At 72.6% G+C, this 17571-nt stretch carries 17 protein-coding genes and 2 tRNA genes; 13 read left to right on the forward strand and 6 right to left on the reverse strand.

What is annotated here, in order from left to right; all coding sequences use genetic code 11:
- Positions 1–6: 6 nt before the first annotated feature.
- Positions 7–1920, forward strand: a complete 1914-nt coding sequence (locus EDF64_RS04900) for a DUF7402 domain-containing protein (protein WP_133518967.1) — start codon at positions 7–9, stop codon at positions 1918–1920.
- 267 nt (positions 1921–2187) lie between these two features.
- Here EDF64_RS04900 and EDF64_RS04905 read toward each other — a convergent pair whose 3' ends face one another.
- The 5 genes from EDF64_RS04905 to EDF64_RS04920 form a co-directional block, all read right to left on the reverse strand.
- Complete coding sequence (locus tag EDF64_RS04905) at positions 2188–3519, reverse strand: glycosyltransferase family 4 protein (RefSeq protein ID WP_166645609.1); 1332 nt, start codon at positions 3517–3519, stop codon at positions 2188–2190.
- The gene (locus tag EDF64_RS04910; RefSeq protein WP_133518969.1) at positions 3516–5090 is read right to left on the reverse strand and encodes a lipopolysaccharide biosynthesis protein; all 1575 of its coding nucleotides are present in this window, start codon (positions 5088–5090) and stop codon (positions 3516–3518) included. Before EDF64_RS04910 ends, EDF64_RS04905 begins: the two co-directional genes overlap by 4 nt.
- Complete coding sequence (locus tag EDF64_RS04915; RefSeq protein WP_133518970.1) at positions 5087–5998, reverse strand: beta-1,6-N-acetylglucosaminyltransferase; 912 nt, start codon at positions 5996–5998, stop codon at positions 5087–5089. Before EDF64_RS04915 ends, EDF64_RS04910 begins: the two co-directional genes overlap by 4 nt.
- Positions 5999–6144: 146 nt before the next feature.
- A complete protein-coding gene (locus tag EDF64_RS18095; protein ID WP_166645610.1) occupies positions 6145–6312 on the reverse strand; it encodes a hypothetical protein in 168 nt (55 codons plus the stop codon).
- A gap of 98 nt (positions 6313–6410) precedes the next feature.
- Entirely contained in the window at positions 6411–7742 is a 1332-nt protein-coding gene (locus EDF64_RS04920) for a glycosyltransferase (protein WP_133518971.1), read from the reverse strand.
- Between the two features lie 293 nt (positions 7743–8035).
- Here EDF64_RS04920 and EDF64_RS04925 point away from each other — a divergent pair, with 293 nt between their 5' ends.
- The 12 genes from EDF64_RS04925 (at position 8036) to EDF64_RS04980 (ending at position 16309) form a co-directional block, all read left to right on the forward strand.
- Positions 8036–9319: an ABC transporter substrate-binding protein gene (locus tag EDF64_RS04925; RefSeq protein WP_133518972.1), complete on the forward strand. Its 1284-nt coding sequence runs from the start codon at positions 8036–8038 to the stop codon at positions 9317–9319.
- A gap of 149 nt (positions 9320–9468) precedes the next feature.
- Entirely contained in the window at positions 9469–10446 is a 978-nt protein-coding gene (locus tag EDF64_RS04930) for a carbohydrate ABC transporter permease (RefSeq protein ID WP_243736277.1), read from the forward strand.
- A complete protein-coding gene (locus tag EDF64_RS04935) occupies positions 10443–11354 on the forward strand; it encodes a carbohydrate ABC transporter permease (RefSeq protein WP_133518974.1) in 912 nt (303 codons plus the stop codon). The genes EDF64_RS04930 and EDF64_RS04935 overlap by 4 nt, the downstream gene beginning before the upstream one ends.
- Before the next feature lie 5 nt (positions 11355–11359).
- Positions 11360–11857: a hypothetical protein gene (locus tag EDF64_RS04940; RefSeq protein WP_133518975.1), complete on the forward strand. Its 498-nt coding sequence runs from the start codon at positions 11360–11362 to the stop codon at positions 11855–11857.
- Positions 11858–11870: 13 nt separating this feature from the next.
- A complete protein-coding gene (locus EDF64_RS04945; RefSeq protein ID WP_133518976.1) occupies positions 11871–12989 on the forward strand; it encodes a LacI family DNA-binding transcriptional regulator in 1119 nt (372 codons plus the stop codon).
- A gap of 306 nt (positions 12990–13295) precedes the next feature.
- Positions 13296–13937, forward strand: coding sequence for an MBL fold metallo-hydrolase (locus tag EDF64_RS04950; RefSeq protein ID WP_133518977.1), 642 nt, complete (start codon positions 13296–13298; stop codon positions 13935–13937).
- A gap of 179 nt (positions 13938–14116) precedes the next feature.
- A tRNA-Glu gene (locus tag EDF64_RS04955) sits at positions 14117–14192 on the forward strand.
- 72 nt (positions 14193–14264) lie between these two features.
- Positions 14265–14340 (forward strand) — tRNA-Glu (locus EDF64_RS04960).
- Between the two features lie 109 nt (positions 14341–14449).
- Complete coding sequence (locus EDF64_RS04965; RefSeq protein ID WP_208108839.1) at positions 14450–14857, forward strand: RidA family protein; 408 nt, start codon at positions 14450–14452, stop codon at positions 14855–14857.
- A gap of 2 nt (positions 14858–14859) precedes the next feature.
- The gene (locus tag EDF64_RS04970) at positions 14860–15321 is read left to right on the forward strand and encodes a fluoride efflux transporter FluC (protein ID WP_133518978.1); all 462 of its coding nucleotides are present in this window, start codon (positions 14860–14862) and stop codon (positions 15319–15321) included.
- Positions 15318–15707 (forward strand): fluoride efflux transporter CrcB, encoded by a 390-nt coding sequence (crcB, locus tag EDF64_RS04975; protein WP_133518979.1) that lies wholly within the window; start codon positions 15318–15320, stop codon positions 15705–15707. Before EDF64_RS04970 ends, crcB begins: the two co-directional genes overlap by 4 nt.
- Complete coding sequence (locus EDF64_RS04980; RefSeq protein ID WP_133518980.1) at positions 15704–16309, forward strand: histidine phosphatase family protein; 606 nt, start codon at positions 15704–15706, stop codon at positions 16307–16309. Before crcB ends, EDF64_RS04980 begins: the two co-directional genes overlap by 4 nt.
- Before the next feature lie 75 nt (positions 16310–16384).
- On the opposite strand, the gene EDF64_RS04985 is transcribed toward EDF64_RS04980, so the two are convergent.
- Complete coding sequence (locus EDF64_RS04985) at positions 16385–17452, reverse strand: FUSC family protein (protein WP_133518981.1); 1068 nt, start codon at positions 17450–17452, stop codon at positions 16385–16387.
- Positions 17453–17571: the final 119 nt, after the last annotated feature.

Consider the following 17571-nt stretch of genomic DNA (forward strand, 5'->3'; position numbering starts at 1 on the left):
AACGACATGCAGCGAGACACCCCGACCCCGAGTTCCACCCTCCGACGACGTTGGCGGGTGGCACTCGCGGTCGCGGCAGCGGTCGTCATGGGCGGGACGGTGTCCGCACCGAGCCTCCTCGCCCAGTCGAGTGCGGGGGCGGCGACCACGGCCGACTGCAGCGCCGGCAAGGTCCTGACGGTGGTCGCGCACGCCGACGACGACCTGCTGTTCGAGGGGACCGAGCTCCGGAAGGACATCTCATCGGGCCAGTGCGTCCGCTCGGTGATCGTCACCGCGGGCGACGCCGGCAAGAACGCCACGTACTGGAAGGGCCGGCAGACCGGCCTCGAGGCCGCGTACGCGAACCTCGCCGGCGTGACGAACGCCTGGACCTCGTCGTCGGTCAGCGCCGGTGGCAAGACCGTGGTCACCCGGACGCTCACGGCGGCGCCGCGGCTGAGCCTGGTGTACCTGCAGCTGCCGGACGGCAACATCGACGGGTCCGGGTTCGCCGCCACGCGGTACCAGAGCCTGCAGAAGCTGTACCAGGGCTCGATCACGAGCATGAACACCGTGTCGGGCGCGAACTACGCCACCACGTACACCCTCGCGCAGCTCAAGGCGACGCTGCTCGCGCTGATGAACGGGTACGCCCCGCAGGCCGTGCACACGCTCGACCACGTCGGCACCTACGGCGACGGGGACCACAGCGACCACCACACGGTCGCCTACCTGACCCAGGCGGCGCAGCAGCAGCTCACCTCGGCGAGCACGCTGACCGGCTACATGGGGTACCCGATCGCGGACCGCCCGTCGAACCTCACCGCCGCGCAGACCCAGGCGAAGGGCAACACGTTCTTCGTCTACGCCGCCCACGACGCCGAGACGTGCGCGTCCGTCGCGTCGTGCTCGTCGCGCCCCGAGGGCTCGTGGCTCAGCCGCGAGTACACCGTCGGGCCGCAGCAGCCGACCGATCCCGGAACCGGGAGCGGCACGGTGGGTGCGGACGTCACCTCCGGTGCGGCCGTCACCGCGAGCAGCGAGAACCCGGCTGACGGGCAGACCGCGGTGAAGGCCGTCGACGGCGTGGCCAGCGGCTACCCCGACGCGCCGACCGCCGAGTGGGCGACCCGCGGCGGCGGGACCGGCTCGTGGCTCCAACTCACCTGGTCGAGCCCGGTCACGCTCGGCGCGATCGACCTCGCCGATCGGCCGAACGCCGACGACCGGATCACCGCCGGAACGCTCACGTTCTCCGACGGCACCACCGTCGCCGTGCCGTCGCTCGACAACGGCGGCGCGTTCACCCGCGTGGCGTTCTCGTCACGGCAGGTCACCTCGGTGCGGCTCACCGTGACCGGTGTGAGCTCGACGACACGGAACGTCGGACTGGCGGAGATCCGGGCGTTCGCGCCGGGGACGTCCACCCCCACGCCGACGCCGACGCCGACGCCGACGCCCACGCCGACCCCGACCCCGACGCCCACGCCGACCCCGACGCCGACGCCGACACCGGGTGGGACCGACGTCACCGGATCGGCGACGGCCACCGCGGCCTGGGACGACCCCTCCACCGGGCAGACCGCCGCGAAGGCGATCGACGGCGTCGTCAGCGGCTACCCCGCGAACCCCTCGGCCGAGTGGGTGGCCCCGTGGGGCACGACCGGCGTCTGGCTGCAGCTCGACTGGACGTCCGCGAAGTCCCTGGGCCGCATCGTCCTCTCCGACCGTCCGAACACCGACGACCAGGTGACGAGCGGGACGCTGACGTTCTCCGACGGCAGCCAGGTGCAGGTTGGGACCCTCCCGAACGACGCGACGCCGACGACCGTGACGTTCGCCTCGCGGAACGTCACCTGGGTCCGGTTCACGGTCACCGGGGTGTCGGCCAGCACCCGGAACGCCGGGCTGGCCGAGATGCGGGCGTACACGGGCTGATCGAGCCGGGCCGGCGGTGGACGACCCCCCTGACGGACGGGAGGCGCGGTGCCAGCTGGCACCGCGCCTCCCGTCCGTCGTGGCGTCACCGCACGGCGATCGCCGGGTGACGCGCGCGCGTCCGGTCCGGGCGATCCGCCGGATCGGCGCCGGCGGGCCGCATCCGTCCGCGCGGATGGCGGATCCGGACCGATGAGACAGACAGACGGACGGACGGACGGACGGACGGACGGACGGACGGACGGACGGACGGACCGACGGTGCCGGCTAGCGGCGTGCGTGCTCGAGCAGGGCGCGGACGAGACCGCTGACGTGCGGCCCGCGGCCGTAGCGGTCGCGCACCCAGGCGCGGCACCGGTCGCCGAGGGAGGGGTCGTGGTCGAGACGGTCGAGCGTGTCGAGCACCGTGGTGGCCAGCGCGTCGGCGTCCGTCGGGTCGACGGTGGACGACGCCCACTCGCCGGAGAGGATCTCGCCGGTGCCGCCGCCGGCGGCGGCCACGACCGGTCGTCCGGTCGACATCGCCTCGACGACGACCCGGCCGAAGCCCTCCGGTTCGATGGAGGGGGCGACGACCATGTCGGCGGCGTGCAGGAGCGGGATGACGTCGTCGCGCTCGGGGAGGACCACCACGGAGCCGGCGGGGAGCGCTGCCACGGCGCGGCGGAGCTCCTCGGCGTCGGCCGGTGCGACCGCACCGGCCAGGACGAGCACCGGGGGGCGTCGTGTGTCGGCCGCCGGGTCCGCGTCGACCGGCCCGCGTGCGGGCGTGAGCGCTGGGGTGCGGGTGTGGACGGCTCGGAGGAGCGCGGCGGCGTGCTCGCGTTCGGCGTCCTGCTCGAGGACGATCCGCCACGCGTCGAGCAGGGCGAACACCCCCTTGGAGTGGGAGAGGCGCCCGTAGTACAGGACGACGCGGGCGTCGTCGTCGAGCCCGAGGGTGCGGCGTGCGCGCTGGGTCGTGGCCGGTGACGCCGCGGGGAAGAGCGCGGTGTCGACGCCGTTCGGGACGACGGTGATCCGGTCGGCGGGGATGCCGACGGCGGCCCAGGCACGCGCCATCGCGTGGGAGACCGCGAGGTAGTGCGTCCGGCCGCCGGCGATCGCACCGAGGCGGCGGTAGTTCGGCGCGTGGTGCAGGTGCACGACGAGCGGGACGCCCGACACCACGGAGGCGACGCGCCCCCAGGGCAGGTGCTCCGGGCGGTTGAGCCAGATCACGTCGAGGTGCGACCCGCGCAGGCGGAGTCCGTCACGGACGAACCGGGTGGCGTCGCGCAGCGCGCTGCCGACGCCGAACGCGCGGTCGCCGGTCTGGTGCAGGGGGACGGCGAGCCGGTCGTACTCGGCGCTGCCGGGCGACGTCTCGACGGGCCGCGTCTCGACGGGCCGCGTCGTGCCCGCGGGCAGCGGTGCGTCCGTGGGTCGAGTCGTGTCCGTTCGCCGAGACGGTTCCCCGTGCCAGACCTCGACCTCGTGGCCGGCGCGGAGGAGTTCGCGGGTGTCCTCGAGGACGCAGCGCTCGACGCCCCCGGTGAGGGCGAGGTCGTTCGTGACGACGCCGATCCGGAGCCCGCGGTGTTGTGTCTGCCGGGTCACGCCGTGCCTCCCCGGGCGATCCGGAGCCGGCGGACGAACCAGGGCAGGCAGCCGACGACGCCGACGATCCGGACGACGTTCCACACCGTGTCCTGCGGGACCAACACCGAGGCGCCGGCCACGAGCACGACGGCCACGAGGACGAGGACGGTGCGGGCCCGTGGGCCGCGCCACTCGCGGTGGTCCGGCAGCGAGCGCTGCTGCAGGGCGGCGAGCACCGCGTAGGCGAACACCGTGGAGACCGCGGCGCCGAGGATGCCGAGCAGGGGGACGAGCAGGATGTTCGCACCGATGTTCACGGCACCGGCGATCGCGGCGATCACACCGACGGCGACCCCGCGACGCTCGACGAGCAGGAGCCGACCGGTGGCACCGCTCGCGATGACCGGGAACGCCGTGAGCGCCACCACGAAGACCACCACGGTGAGCTCGTGGACCCGGTACGAGGCGGGGGCGAGGATCGGCAGCGCGACCGGGGAGACCAGGGTCACGGCGAGCAGCACGGGGGCGAGCAGCAGGTACAGCTGGTCGCGGGCGTGCAGGGCGAGGCGGCGTCGGGCGACGGCGTCACGGAGAGCCGCGAAGTGCGGTGCCCAGGCCTGGTTCGTGAACGTCAGCAGGAGGATCACGGCGGACCCGACGACGTAGGCGATCTGGTAGCGGGCGACCTCGTCCGGGCCGAGCATCCGCTGCACGATGATGCGGTCGCCGGCGTTCAGCACGAAGTAGGACAGGTTGCCGAGCGCGATCGGGATCCCGAGCTTGAACGCGCGGACGGCGGTGCGGCGGTCGAACAGGCCGGCGAGCCGGGGGCGCGTCGCCGCGAAGCCGATGACCATCGCCGCGGCCTGTGCGAACACGCCGCCCCACGCGTACGTGGTGGCGTCGGCGTGCACGAACGTCAGCAGGCCGAGGCCGATGATCGAGCCGCCCACCGAGGACAGCAGGCTCGTGACCGCGAAGACGCGGATGCGGTCCTGCGCGACGAGGATCGCGAGGGACAGCTGGACGACGGCGGCGGGGAAGATCCAGAGCACGGCGACGAGCAGGATCGGGTGCTCGCCGACGAAGCCGGCCGCGTCGCCCCAGAGCGGGATCGTGGCGAGGGCGACGGCGGTGACGACGGCGGCGAGGACGATGCCGACCGCGATGAGGCCGCGGGCCTTCCGGTCGTCGCCGTCCTCGGCGCGCTGCAGGACCGACGCCTGGTCGAGTCCGGCGACGGCGAGCACGACGAGCGCCTGGTACAGGGCGATCGCGGACGCGAGCAGGCCGAACTCCGTCAGCGGCATGAGGTGCGCCAGGACGGGGGAGATGAGCGAGCTGACGACGAGCTGCATCGACCAGACGACGACGTACAGCAGGCCGCGCCCGAACAGGACCGAGGCGCCCTTCTGCACGGCGGTGCTGCCGGTGTCCGGCACGGTGTGGGCGGCTGCCTCGACCGCGGCGGCGGCCTCGCCGGCCTCCACCGCTGCGGTGGCGTCGGTGCTGGCGGTCGCAGCACTCGCGGTCGCGGCGGCGGCCTCGGCGGCGTGCCGGGCCTCGCGGCGGGTCTGGGGAACGGTCACGAGACGCCGACCTCCGGGGTGTGCGCGTGCGGCCGGAGCTCGAACGCCTGGTCGACCAGGTCGAGCAGGTCCGAGCTCGTCGCCGTCGAGAACTTGCGGGCGAAGAGGTGCGGGATGGCGGTCGGGTCCGTGGTCCACCGTTCGAGCAGGCGTCCGGCGTGCGCGATGCGGAGCCACGGCGGGCTCTTCATCTTCGAGCCGTCCCAGCCGATGAACCACAGGGTGTGCTCGACGTGCTCCTCGGCGAAGCCCTCGACGAGCGCCGGCGAGTTCAGGACCGTCGGCACGAAGGACTCGTCCGCGATCCAGGTGCGACGCCAGAAGCGGACGAGGTCGGGACGGGTGTCCACGACGTCGACGACCGCGGCGGCGTGCTTCGCGCTGAGGACCTTGAGCTGGGACCCGCCGGTGAGGACGACGTCGCGCGGGATGCGGCGCGGGATCGGCAGCCGCAGCATGTGCTTCCGCCAGGCCCAGTGCGGGTACCGCATGCGGGCGACACCGCCGCTGGCACCCCAGGCGGCGTGCGGGAGCGGGTGCGGGATGAGGAACGTCTGGTCGCGGTGGGCCTCGAGCAGCGCCGTGATCTCGGTGGGGTTCGCGAGCGGGTAGTCGCTGCCGGTGAGCACCGCCACGTGGGACGCCCCGGTCTCGGCGAGTGCCGCGCGGTAGCCGGAGACCTCGGCGGCGACGTTCTCCCACTTGGCCCATCCGGTCCGCAGCCGCGGGAGGAGCCGGACGCGGTCCGGCAGCCCCTCCGTCATCGCGCGGTGGACGGTCTCCGGCGTCCGGGCGTCGACGTGCAGGAACACCGGGAACGGGTCGAGCGCCTCGACGAGTCGGCGGACGTGCTGGGGGTCCTCGTGGGCGAGGACGATGCACGCGAGCGCCGCGGGGGAGTTGGCCATGCTCCGAGTGAACAGGGCCGCTCGGAGGCCGACAAGGCGGCCCCGACCGGGTGCGGGGAAGCGGCGGTTTCCCGCAGGGGTCCGCGCGCGGGGCGGCGGGGGGCGGTCAGTGCGTGCGGGTCGGTGCGTGCAGGTCGTGCCTGCGCTCAGCGACCGCGGCGGTACTTGGGGCAGTCGCAGAGGGCGCAGTCGGTGCCGGGACGGTAGTGCTCGTGCGCGTCCTGCGCGTGACCGCACACGCAGACGGCCGTCGCCGTGGTGACGAGCAGCAGCGGTGCGGCGGCGTCGAGCACGGGTGTGGGCCCCAGCGACATGCGTCCTCCTCGGCCCGTCCGGTACGGGCCACTGCACCGATCCTACGGGCAGGGAGCGCGCACAGCCGACGCTCGGAGAGCCGTCAGCCGCGTGGGGGTCAGCGCGCGTCGAAGCGGCCGGCCTCGACGTCGCGCCACCGGCGACGGCTCCGGAACCACGCCGCGGGCCCGGCGGGGAACCCGCGGAGCTCGTGGTACGCCAGCGACCGCGGCACGCCGGCGTCCGGCACCGTCGGCACGTCGGACTGCGGGGTCGCGACCGGGGCGCTCCCCGTCCGCAGGCGACCGACGGTCTCGCGGACCTTCACCAGCGCGGCCGTCGGCACGAGTCGCGCCAGGACCGCCACGTGGCGACGGTCCTTCGCCGCGAGCGCGCACATGAGCGCGGTGAAGCCGACTCCGTTGCCGTGCAGCTGCTTGTGGAGGTCCTCGATGCTCCGGCGGTGCCGGTGGTGCACGACGGCGCGGGGCTCGAAGCCGATGCGTCCGCCGCGCCACAGCGTCTCGACGAACATCGCCAGGTCCTCGCCCCCACGCGCCGGGGAGCCGGCGCCGAGCGTCGTGTCGAACCCGCCGACGGCGTCGATCACCGAGCGTCGGAAGGCCATGTTCGCACCGGCGCCGTAGGCCCCGATGCCGTACACGGCGAAGTGCTTCGCGACCGAGCCGTCGGGGCGGACGGCCCGGACCCGCGCGTGCCGCATCGTGCCGGTGACGTCGTCGGGGACGATCGTGACGGGGGCGAAGGTGCGCTCGCCGCTGAACCCGCCGTAGTAGGCCTCGTACCAGATCTGCGCCGGCGTCGAGAGCTCGGTCGGCAGGATCACGCCGGAGACGGCGTCGAGTCCGGGTTCGCGGACGAACCGTGCCCCGAGGGCGCGGAGCCACTGCGGGTCGACGCGGACGTCGTCGTCGGTGAACGCGACGACCTCGCCGCGAGCGGCCAGGACCCCGGCGTTCCGACCGGCGGACAGGCCCGGTCGCCGCTCGGTGACGAGCCGGACGTCGCGGCCGGCCAGCAGCGCCGGCAGCCGGTCGTCCGCCGGCACCCGGACCCGGTTGTCGACGACGATGACCTCGTGGTCGGGGTAGTCGAGGTGTTCGAGGACGTCGAGCAGTCGTCCGAGGTCCTCGACCCGGTCGACGATGGTCGACACGACGACGGAGATCACCGGCAGACGGTCGTCGGCCACCGGTTCGAGGTCGGCGAGCACGGTCTCGCGGAGTGTCCCGAGCGCGCGGGTCGCGTCCGCGGGGTCGTCGGTGAGCAGGACGTCGAGCGTGCCGGTCGGGTGGCCGCCCCGGTAGCCGATCACCAGTGCGGACGAACCGGTCTCGTCCGCGACGAGGCGGGGGAGCGGCGCGTCGAGGTCGACGTCGATCACGCGGCGGGGCGCGGGGACGGGACGAGCGGTGCTGGTGATGGCCATGGCTGGACGGTAGGTGCGGGTACCGACGACCGACAACGGGCACCGCGCCCACTGGCGGTGAACGTGCGGAACCCCGCACGCCCAGGCGTCGACGTCCGCAGCGGCATGTGAGCGCTCACCCAGGAAGTCACCGGAACTCCCGAGGTCACGCTCAGGTCACGGAGTTGATGCAACCGGTTGCGGAACGCCGGGAGCGGGCGTACGTTCCTCCTCCAGCGGGCAGCGTCGCCTGCTCCAGGCCGCGTCGTCGCACCCGATCGGCGCCCCCTGGTGATCTCGATGAGGAGACAACCTTGAAGACAACTCGCGCCAGGGTGCGCTTCGCCTCGGTCGCCGGGGTCGCCGTCATCGGCCTCGTGCTCACCGGCTGCTCGAGCGGCAGCTCGGCCTCGGACGACTCCAAGAACGGGCAGGACAGCCGCGGCCCGATCACGTACGTGCAGGGCAAGGACAACTCGAACGTCGTCCGCCCGCTCATCGCCAAGTGGAACAAGGCCCACCCGGACGAGAAGGTCACCTTCAAGGAGCAGTCCGACCAGGCCGACCAGCAGCACGACGACCTCGTGCAGCACTTCCAGGCCAAGGACGAGAACTACGACGTCGTGGACGTCGACGTCGTCTGGACCGCCGAGTTCGCCGCGAAGGGCTGGCTCACCCCGCTGACCGGCAAGATGAAGATCGACACCTCGAAGCTGCTGCCGGCGACGGTGAAGACGGCGACGTACAACAACACGCTGTACGCGGCGCCGCAGACCTCCGACGGCGCGCTGCTGTACTACCGCAAGGACCTCGTCAAGACGCCCCCGACCACGTGGGCCGACATGATGAAGGACTGCGACATCGCGAAGCAGGCCGGCATCGGCTGCTACGCCGGACAGTTCGCGAAGTACGAGGGCCTCACCGTGAACGCCTCCGAGGCGATCAACGGCTCGGGCGGCTCCGTGCTGAGCAAGAGCGGCACGCCGGACGTCGACACGAGCGACGCCAAGGCCGGCCTGCAGAACCTGGTCGACGCGTTCAAGGACGGGAACATCCCGGCCGAGGCGATCACCTACCAGGAGGAGCAGGGCCGCACGGCGTTCGAGGACGGCAAGCTGCTGTTCCTGCGCAACTGGCCGTACGTGTACAGCCTCGCGAAGACCGACGGCTCGTCGAAGGTGAAGGACACCTTCGGCATCGCCCCGATCCCCGGCGCCGACGGCACCGGCGCGTCGACGCTCGGTGGCCACAACGCGGCGATCAGCGTGTACTCGAAGCACAAGGCGACAGCGCACGACTTCCTGGAGTTCCTCGAGTCCAACGAGACGCAGAAGTTCTTCGCCACCCAGGGCTCGCTCGCCCCGGTCGTCGGGGACCTCTACACCGACTCCGAGCTCACCGCGAAGCTGCCCTACCTGCCGACGCTGCTCAAGTCGATCGAGTCGGCTGAGCCGCGCCCCGTCACGCCGTTCTACCCGGCCGTGACGAAGGCGATCCAGGACAACACCTACGCGGCCCTCAAGGGTTCGAAGAGCGTCGACGAAGCCATGAAGGACATGCAGGCGGCCCTCAAGACGGCCACCAGCAGCGGCAGTTAGCCGTCACCACCTGCCGGACTGAAGGCGCGGTGCCATCCCGCACCGCGCCTCCAGTCCGCCATCCACTTGCGTTCCGACACCCCCGGCAAGGAGGCCGTCACGTGTCAGCAGCAACCGAGATCCCCGCCGCCATCCCGAACCCCCAGGGCCTGGAGCCGAAGCAACCCCGGCGCAAGGGCGGACTCAACGCCGAACACGGCCGCTGGGCCGTGTACCTCATCGGCCCGACGATCGTGCTCCTCGCCGTCGTCATCGGCTACCCGGTGGTCAGCGCGATCATCCAGTCGTTCCAGCTCGACGCCGGACTCGACAAGGCGACCGGCCTGTTCGTCGAGGGCGGCTTCGCCGGACTCACGAACTACGTGCACTGGCTCGGCCAGCAGTGCGGCAACACCACCTGCCCGCCCGGCAGCATCGGCTCGCAGTTCTGGGTGTCGATGGGCAACACGTTCTTCTTCACGGTCGTGACCGTGCTCGCCGAGACGCTCATCGGCGTCTGGATGGCGATCATCATGAACCGCAACTTCAAGGGCCGCGCGCTCGTCCGTGCCGCGATCCTCGTGCCGTGGGCGATCCCGACCGCCGTCACCGCGAAGCTCTGGTACTTCATCTTCGACGCGAACGGCGTCCTCAACCACGTGCTCGGCCAGCAGATCCTCTGGACGAGCGGCGAGTGGGCGTCCCGCTGGGCGGTCATCATCGCCGACACCTGGAAGACCACGCCGTTCATGGCGCTGCTCATCCTCGCGGGACTGCAGCTCATCCCGGAGGAGGTCTACGAGGCCGGCAAGATGGACGGCGCCTCCACGATCCAGCGCTTCATGCTCATCACCCTGCCGCTCCTCAAGCCCGCGCTCATGGTCGCGATCCTGTTCCGCGTGCTCGACGCCCTGCGCATGTACGACCTGCCCGCGATCCTCACCGGCGGCGGCGGTGGTTCGGGCAACGCCACCACCACGCTCTCGATCCTCGTGGTCGAACAGATCCGGCAGGGGTTCAACTCCGCGTCGGCACTCTCCACCATCACGTTCCTGGTGATCTTCGTCGTCGCGTTCCTGTTCGTCCGGTTCCTCGGCGCGAACGTCGTGCAGACGCAGGCAGCCCAGCAGAAGGGTGAACTCAAGTGACCCTCGCAGCCGACCGACCCCGGTCCTCCGCGCGCTCCCGCGACGTCGCCGTCGACCGTTCGCAGGTACGCGTCCAACGCCACACCGGACCCAGGTTCCGGACCGGCATCCAGGCGACGATCATCGCCGTCTGGTGCCTGCTGCCGTTCTACTGGATGGTGGTGACGAGCTTCCGCGACGTCGGGTTCACGTTCGACGCCACACCCTGGCCGACCCACGTGACGCTCGACAACTACGCGACGGCGTTCTCCACGTCGCTCGGCAACCACCTCGGACGGGCGCTCGCGAACAGCCTGCTCATCGGTGGCGTCGTGACGATCATCGCGCTGCTCGTCGGCACGAGTGCGGCGTACGCCCTGGCCCGCCTGGAGTTCAAGGGGAAGTCCCTCATCGCCGGCGCGATCCTCGCCGCGTCGATGTTCCCGGGCGTCGCGCTCATCTCCCCGCTGTTCCAGCTGTTCACCGACATCGGCTGGATGGGCTCGTACCAGGCGCTCATCCTGCCGAGCATCTCGTTCGTGCTGCCGCTCACCGTGTACACGCTCGCGAGCTTCTTCCGCGAGATGCCGTGGGACCTCGAGGAGGCCGCACGCATCGACGGGTGCACCCGGGTCCAGGCGTTCCGGCGGATCATCATGCCGCTCGCCGCACCCGCCGTGTTCACCACCGCGATCCTGGCGTTCATCTCGTCCTGGAACGAGTACCTCATCTCGTCCCAGCTCTCGAGCGACGCCACCCAGCCGGTCACCGTCGCGATCGCGTCCTTCGCCGGCTCGCAGCCGCACCAGGAGCCGTACACCGCCGTGATGGCGGCCGGGACGATCGTGACGATCCCGCTCGTGATCCTCGTGCTCGTGTTCCAGCGGCGCATCGTGGCCGGCCTCACCGCCGGCGGAGTGAAGGGCTGACGGCCGTGGCACAGCGCGGACCCTCCCGTCCCACCGCCCGCATCGAGGAGGCCCTCGGCTTCGTCGGGATGTTCGGCGTCCTGTTCCTCGGCGTCACCGTGTTCTGCGAGGTCACCGGACGGCCGGCACTCGGCTGGGCGCTCACCCTGCTGGTGTGCGTGCTCGGCGTCGTCGCGCTCGACCGGTGGCGGGTCGCGGTGCTCCGGCGCACGGCTTCGGCCGACGGCGTCGGGGGAGTCCCCGCGGCGCCGGTCCGGCGGGCTGGTGCCGGTGCTCCGGCCGGTGCGGGCGCTGCTGCTGGTGCCGCTACCGGTGCCGGTGCCGCTGCCGCACCGTCCCGGCGGGCCGCCACCGCTCCGTCAGTGGACGGGCGCGTCCACCGCCACGTCGGCTGGGACGAACTCGCCCCCGCCGGACGCCGGCAGGTCCACACGACCCGGCCGACGCCCGCGCCAGCGCAGACCGGCGCCGTCGGTGACGTGACGCGGCCGTCGGACGGCTGACGGGCCTCCCGGCATGCCCATGGGCATCCAGGAGATCGCGACCGTCACCGGGCTGTCGAAGTCGACGGTGTCCCGCGCCCTGCGCGGGATGCCGAACGTCGCCGACACCACGATCGACCAGGTGCGGCGGGTCGCCGACGAACTCGGGTACGTGCCGAGCTCGGCGGCGGCCGGCCTCGCCACCGGACGGCAGCGGGCCGTCGGGGTCGTCGTGCCCGTGATCGACCGGTGGTTCTACGTCAAGGCCCTCGGCGGCGTCGACGCCGAGCTGCGGCGGGCCGGGTACGACCTCGTGCTGTACAACCTCGGCGGGCCCGGGGGAGACCGTGACCGGGCGTTCCGGCGATCGATGCTGCGGCACCGGGTCGACGCGCTCGTCCTGCTGTCCCTGGTGCTCGACGAGACCGAACGGGCCGAGCTCGAGCTCACCCGGCACCCGATGATCGTGATCGGCGGGCCGGCGCCGGGCCTCCGGAACGTCGGCGTCGACGACGTCGTGGTGGCCGGGATCGCGGTCGACCACCTCTGCTCGCTCGGACACCGGGACGTCGCCTACGTGGGTGGGCAGGACGAGGCCGGGATGAACGTCGCCGTGCCGTGGCTGCGCCGGGACGGGTTCGCGTTGGCCATGCGCGCGCACGGGCTGTCCGTACGCGAGGAGTGGGTGCTCGACGGGCGGTTCTCGTTCGCGGGCGGGGCGGACGCGGGGCGGGCGTTGTTCGGCGGGGGTGGCGCTGGTGCGGCGCGCGCTGCCGATGTCTCCGGCGCTGCTGGCCGCGCTGGGGCTGCTGGTGACGCTGGCGCTGCGCGTGCTGCCGGCGCCGCGCGCGCCACCGGCCCGCGCCGGCCGACCGCGGTGTTCTGCGCCTCGGACGAGATGGCGCTCGGGGTGGTGCTCGCCGCGCAGCAGGCCGGGCTCTCGGTCCCCGAGGACGTCTCGGTGATGGGCATCGACGGGCACGAGTACGGCGAGGTCGTGGGACTCACCACCGTGTCGCAGGACCCCGTCGCGCAGGGGCGGATCGCGGCGCGGGCGGTGCTCGCCGAGGTGGACGGTGCGGCGGCGGGGCCGTTGCCGGCGGCGCCGGCGCACCTCGTGGTGCGGGCGACGACGGCGCCGCCCCCGCGGTGAGCGCGGGGCGGGCGGGCGGACGGTGCGGCGTGGGTGGGCGCGGTGTGCGGGTGCGGCCGCTTCGCACAACCGAAGTCACGCGGAACCGCGCCGACGCGCGGTTCGGACGCACTTGCGTTGTGCGCGGCGGCGCCGCCGCGGCGCCGGCCCGGCGTCACCGCGGCGCACGCCCGGTTCGAACCATGAAAGCGACACCGAACCGGGGGTGACGCCCGGTTCGATGTCGTCCGCGTGGTTCGACACCGCCCCGAGCGAAGCGCCGAGCCGGCCCGCCACCCCGCCACCCCGCCGCGTAGGGTCGCCCCCATGGAGGTCACCAAGCTCGAACACGCCTGCCAGGTCCTCACCGAGGGCGAGGCCCGCCTCGTCATCGACCCCGGCAACTTCACCCGCCCCGTCGACGTCACCGGCGTCGTCGCCGTCGTCATCACGCACGAGCACCCCGACCACGTCACACCCGAGCAGCTCGACCGCATCCTCGCCGCGAACCCCGGCGCCGTCGTCCTCGGCCCGGCCGGAGTCGCCGCCGCGCTCGCCGAGTCCGCCCCGCACATCCCCGTCGACGTCGTCACCGACGGCGATCACCGCACCGTCGGCCCGTTCGACCTCGCCTTCCACGGCACCCGCCACAACGTCATCCACTCGAGCATCCCGGTCGTCGACAACACGGGCGTGCTCGTCAACGGCGCACTGTTCTACCCCGGCGACTCCTACACCGACCCCGGAGTGCCGGTCGAGGTCCTCGCCGCACCCGTCGGGGCCCCGTGGCTCAAGGTCGCCGAGATGATGGACTACGTCGCCGCGCTCGCACCCCGCCACGCGTACCCCGTCCACGAGGCCACCCTCTCCGACGTCGGGTACGGCATGCACACGGGTCGCCTCCGCGACGTGGTCGAGCCCGGTGGGTCGCTCGTGGTCCTCGCGCCCGGCGAGTCGCTCACGATCTGAGTCGGTGCGGTCGACGGCCTGGAGGCACGGATCACCCTGCCCCGTCGGCCCTCGTCCGGCGGTGGTCGGCCCGCCGCCTGTCGCCGTATGCCCGTCGCGGCATGACGGCACACCCGGGCGACACGCCTCGTTTTGGCAGAGCGTTACGGCTTGTGCAATACTTGTCGAGTTGTCGGAACGGCCCCATCGTATAGCGGCCTAGTACGCTGCCCTCTCACGGCGGTAACGCGGGTTCGAATCCCGCTGGGGTCACCACAGGTGGCTAGCCTCCGAGTCCGACAACGAGCATGAGCCCCCGCTCCCGGGCGGGGGATTCCCATGTGTGACGGCCCCATCGTATAGCGGCCTAGTACGCTGCCCTCTCACGGCGGTAACGCGGGTTCGAATCCCGCTGGGGTCACCACCACGAAACCCCCGACGAGCTCCGGCTCGCCGGGGGTTTCGTCGTATCCGGCTGTCCCCTCGTCCCACGCGGTACACCGTGACGGTCTCCGGTCTGCCAAGGTGGAGCGATGACCAGTGCGGTGCAACTCATCCGGTCCGACGCGCTCAGTGACGTCGCGGAGTACGCCTACGCATCGACCGTCCCCGCGGGCACCCGCCTGGTGTTCCTCGCCGGCTCGTGCCCGATCGACGTCGACGGCAGGACGGTCGCCGTGGGGGACGTCCGCGGTCAGGCCGAACAGTGCGTCGCGAACCTCCGGACCGCCCTCTCGGCCGCCGGAGCGGACCTCGGGGACCTCGTGCAGACGCGCGTGCTCGTCGCGTCGTCGCAGCAGGCCGACCTCGTCGCCGCGTGGGAGGTCGTCCGCGCCGCGATGGGCGACCACGACGTCCCGAGCACCCTGCTCGGCGTGACGGTCCTCGGGTACGACGACCAGCTCGTCGAGGTCGAGGCGATCGCCGCCGTGGCGGACTGACGATGTCGACGCACCAGCACGCGCAGTCGGATCGCCCACCGCACCTCCGCTGGGGGTTCCTCGGTCTCGTCGCGCTCGGTGGCGCGATCGGCACCGGCGTCCGCGCGGTCCTCGCCGACGCGTTCCCCGCACACGACGGCATCAGCTGGGTGATCCTGGCGATCAACGTCGTCGGGGCGTTCTGCCTCGGGCTCCTGCTCGAGACCCTCGCGCACCGTGGGCCCGACGTCGGGCGACGTCGCACCGTGCGGCTGTTCGTCGGCACCGGTGTCCTCGGCGGCTTCACGACCTACAGCACGCTCGCGGACGACACCGCACGGCTGCTCGACGTCGGCCGGTGGGGTGCCGGCAGCGGGTACGCCCTGCTCTCCGTGGTGCTCGGCCTGCTCGCCGTCGCCGCCGGGATCTGGATCGCTGGGCGGTTCCGGCCGCGGTCGGCCACGCCCGAGGGGAGCGCGCGGTGAACCCGCTCGAACTGCTCCTCGTCGCGGTCGGCGGTGGCATCGGGGCGGCCCTCCGGTTCCTGCTCGACGGGGTGGTCAAGGCCCGGGTCGAGGGTTCTCGCCTCGGCGCCTTCCCCGTCGGGACCCTCGTGATCAACGTCACCGGGTCGCTCGTCCTCGGGTTCCTGACGGGGCTCGCGCAGGCGGGCACGATCCCGCTCTCCGCGGTCGCGGTGCTCGGAACGGGCATGATGGGTGGGTACACGACGTTCTCGACGGCGAGCGTCGAGACCGTACAGCTCCTCCGGACCGGCAGACCCCGGCTCGCCGTCCTGAACGGCCTCGGGATGCTCGTCGTCTCGGTCGGCGCAGCTGCGCTCGGCCTCTGGCTCGGAAGGAACTCATGACCTCGGAACGCCCCGGCGAACTCGTCCTCGTCCGTCACGGAGAGACGGAGTGGTCGAAGAGCGGGCAGCACACCGGCCGCACCGACATCCCCCTCACGGAGAACGGGATCGAGCAGGCGCGGCGGGCCGGCCGCTACCTGGCCGACCGCTCGTTCGCGCTCGCGCTGTCGAGCCCGCTGCAGCGTGCGCAGGACACCGCGCGGCTGGTCGGCGTCGACCCCGAGCTCGACGAGGACCTGTACGAGTGGGACTACGGCGCGTACGAGGGCCTGACGACGCCGCAGATCAAGGTGCTCCGCCACGGGCCGTGGGACCTCTGGACCGACGGCGTGCCGGCGGGGGAGACCCCCGGTGAGAACGCCGCCGAGGTCCGCGTCCGCGTCGAGCGAATCCTCAACCGCGTCCGACCGGTGCTGGCCGAGGGGGACGACGCGCTGGTCGTGGCCCACGGGCACGTGCTCCGGGCGCTCGGCGCCGCGTGGATCCGCCTCGCGCCCCAGGACGGTGCCGTGCTGAAGCTCGGCACCGCGACCGTGAGCACCCTCGGGTACGAGCACGGCCGCCCCGTCATCGACTCCTGGAACATCCAGCCCCGCGACTGACCCGCGCCGTGACCTCGCACCGTGCGAGGTCACGCCGGGCGCGAGGGCGACGGGCGCGCCGTCGCCGGGCGCCCGTCAGACCGTGCGGATGCCGGTGGTCGCGCCGAGCGCCCGGCCCCGGCGGCGCTCGATGGCGCGCCCCACGAACAGGAGCGCCACGCTCACCAGGGCACCGAGCGTCGTCTGCGCGACGCGGTCGAGCGCGAGGAGCTCCGGCGCCTCCGGCAGGCTCAGCCACGACACCGCGAGCGCGAGCGGCGTGAGGAACAGCAGCGTCACGGCGTAGTTCCGCGCCACGAAGATCTCCGCGAAGAACTGCCCGATCACCGCGATGACGACGATCCACCACGCCGACGGCTCGAGCAGCAGGATGCCGACGGCGATGACCGTCCCGCCGATCGTGCCGATGAAGCGCTGGAACGCCCGGATCACGGTGTGGCGCTGCCGGAGCGCGGGCAGCGTGGACACGACGGCGATGACGGCCCAGTACGGGTGCCCGAGCCACGGGATCGTCGAGGCGACGGCCCCGGCGACGAGCGACCCGACGACGTTGAGTCCGACGGTCTCCCAGAGCGCCGCGGTGCGGAGGACGGCAAGTGAGCGGTGCTTCCGCTGCGCGAGCGGGCGGAACCGGTGGGGTGCGCGGGGATGGAACACCCGGCGGAGGACCGAGCCGGACATCGCCACGAGCCACGCCCACGCGACGGAGCAGACGATGATCGTCGCGACGAGCGGGACGTCGGTGGGCTTGAGCGGCACGAGCGCGGAGACCACGAACGCGAACACCGGGAAGATCGGCTGCGCGGGGATGGTCTGCAGGGCGCTCAGCGTGCACACCGCGACGACCAGCACGACCACGAGACCGACCGCCTGCAGCCAGAGCGGGGAGCCGAGCAGTGCGACCCCGATCCCGCCGAACATGCAGAGTGCCTGCAGCGCGCCGGCGATCCCGGTGGTGACGGCCCGCTGTCGGTAGGGCTCGGTGGCCCCGAAGATCGCGGTGAACCCCGCGAACATGGCGAACGCGGCGTACCCGGGCATCCCGTGGGCGATGAGCAGCGCGAGTGGGGCACCGCCGGCGATCGCGGCGCGTGCTGCGCCCTCGAGGTTCACGGTCCGGGTCGAGTGCGCAGGTGTGGTCATGTCGTGACCATCTTCCCACCGCGACGGGTGTCGTCGAGTCGACCCGCGCCTCCAGGCCGTCCGTCGCACCGCCCGCCGGACGCGACACCGCGTTGGTATACCAACCTGGTAGAGTCACC

Source organism: Curtobacterium flaccumfaciens (assembly GCF_004361695.1).
Classification (GTDB): domain Bacteria; phylum Actinomycetota; class Actinomycetes; order Actinomycetales; family Microbacteriaceae; genus Curtobacterium; species Curtobacterium flaccumfaciens_B.

Coding starts and splice junctions, on each gene's coding strand:
- EDF64_RS04900 (WP_133518967.1), top strand. CDS start 7: ATGCAGCGAGACACCCCGACCCCGAGTTCCACCCTCCGACGACGTTGG.
- EDF64_RS04915 (WP_133518970.1), bottom strand. CDS start 5,998: ATGGCCAACTCCCCCGCGGCGCTCGCGTGCATCGTCCTCGCCCACGAG.
- EDF64_RS18095 (WP_166645610.1), bottom strand. CDS start 6,312: ATGTCGCTGGGGCCCACACCCGTGCTCGACGCCGCCGCACCGCTGCTG.
- EDF64_RS04920 (WP_133518971.1), bottom strand. CDS start 7,742: ATGGCCATCACCAGCACCGCTCGTCCCGTCCCCGCGCCCCGCCGCGTG.
- EDF64_RS04945 (WP_133518976.1), top strand. CDS start 11,871: ATGCCCATGGGCATCCAGGAGATCGCGACCGTCACCGGGCTGTCGAAG.
- EDF64_RS04950 (WP_133518977.1), top strand. CDS start 13,296: ATGGAGGTCACCAAGCTCGAACACGCCTGCCAGGTCCTCACCGAGGGC.
- EDF64_RS04965 (WP_208108839.1), top strand. CDS start 14,450: ATGACCAGTGCGGTGCAACTCATCCGGTCCGACGCGCTCAGTGACGTC.
- EDF64_RS04970 (WP_133518978.1), top strand. CDS start 14,860: ATGTCGACGCACCAGCACGCGCAGTCGGATCGCCCACCGCACCTCCGC.
- EDF64_RS04980 (WP_133518980.1), top strand. CDS start 15,704: ATGACCTCGGAACGCCCCGGCGAACTCGTCCTCGTCCGTCACGGAGAG.
- EDF64_RS04985 (WP_133518981.1), bottom strand. CDS start 17,452: ATGACCACACCTGCGCACTCGACCCGGACCGTGAACCTCGAGGGCGCA.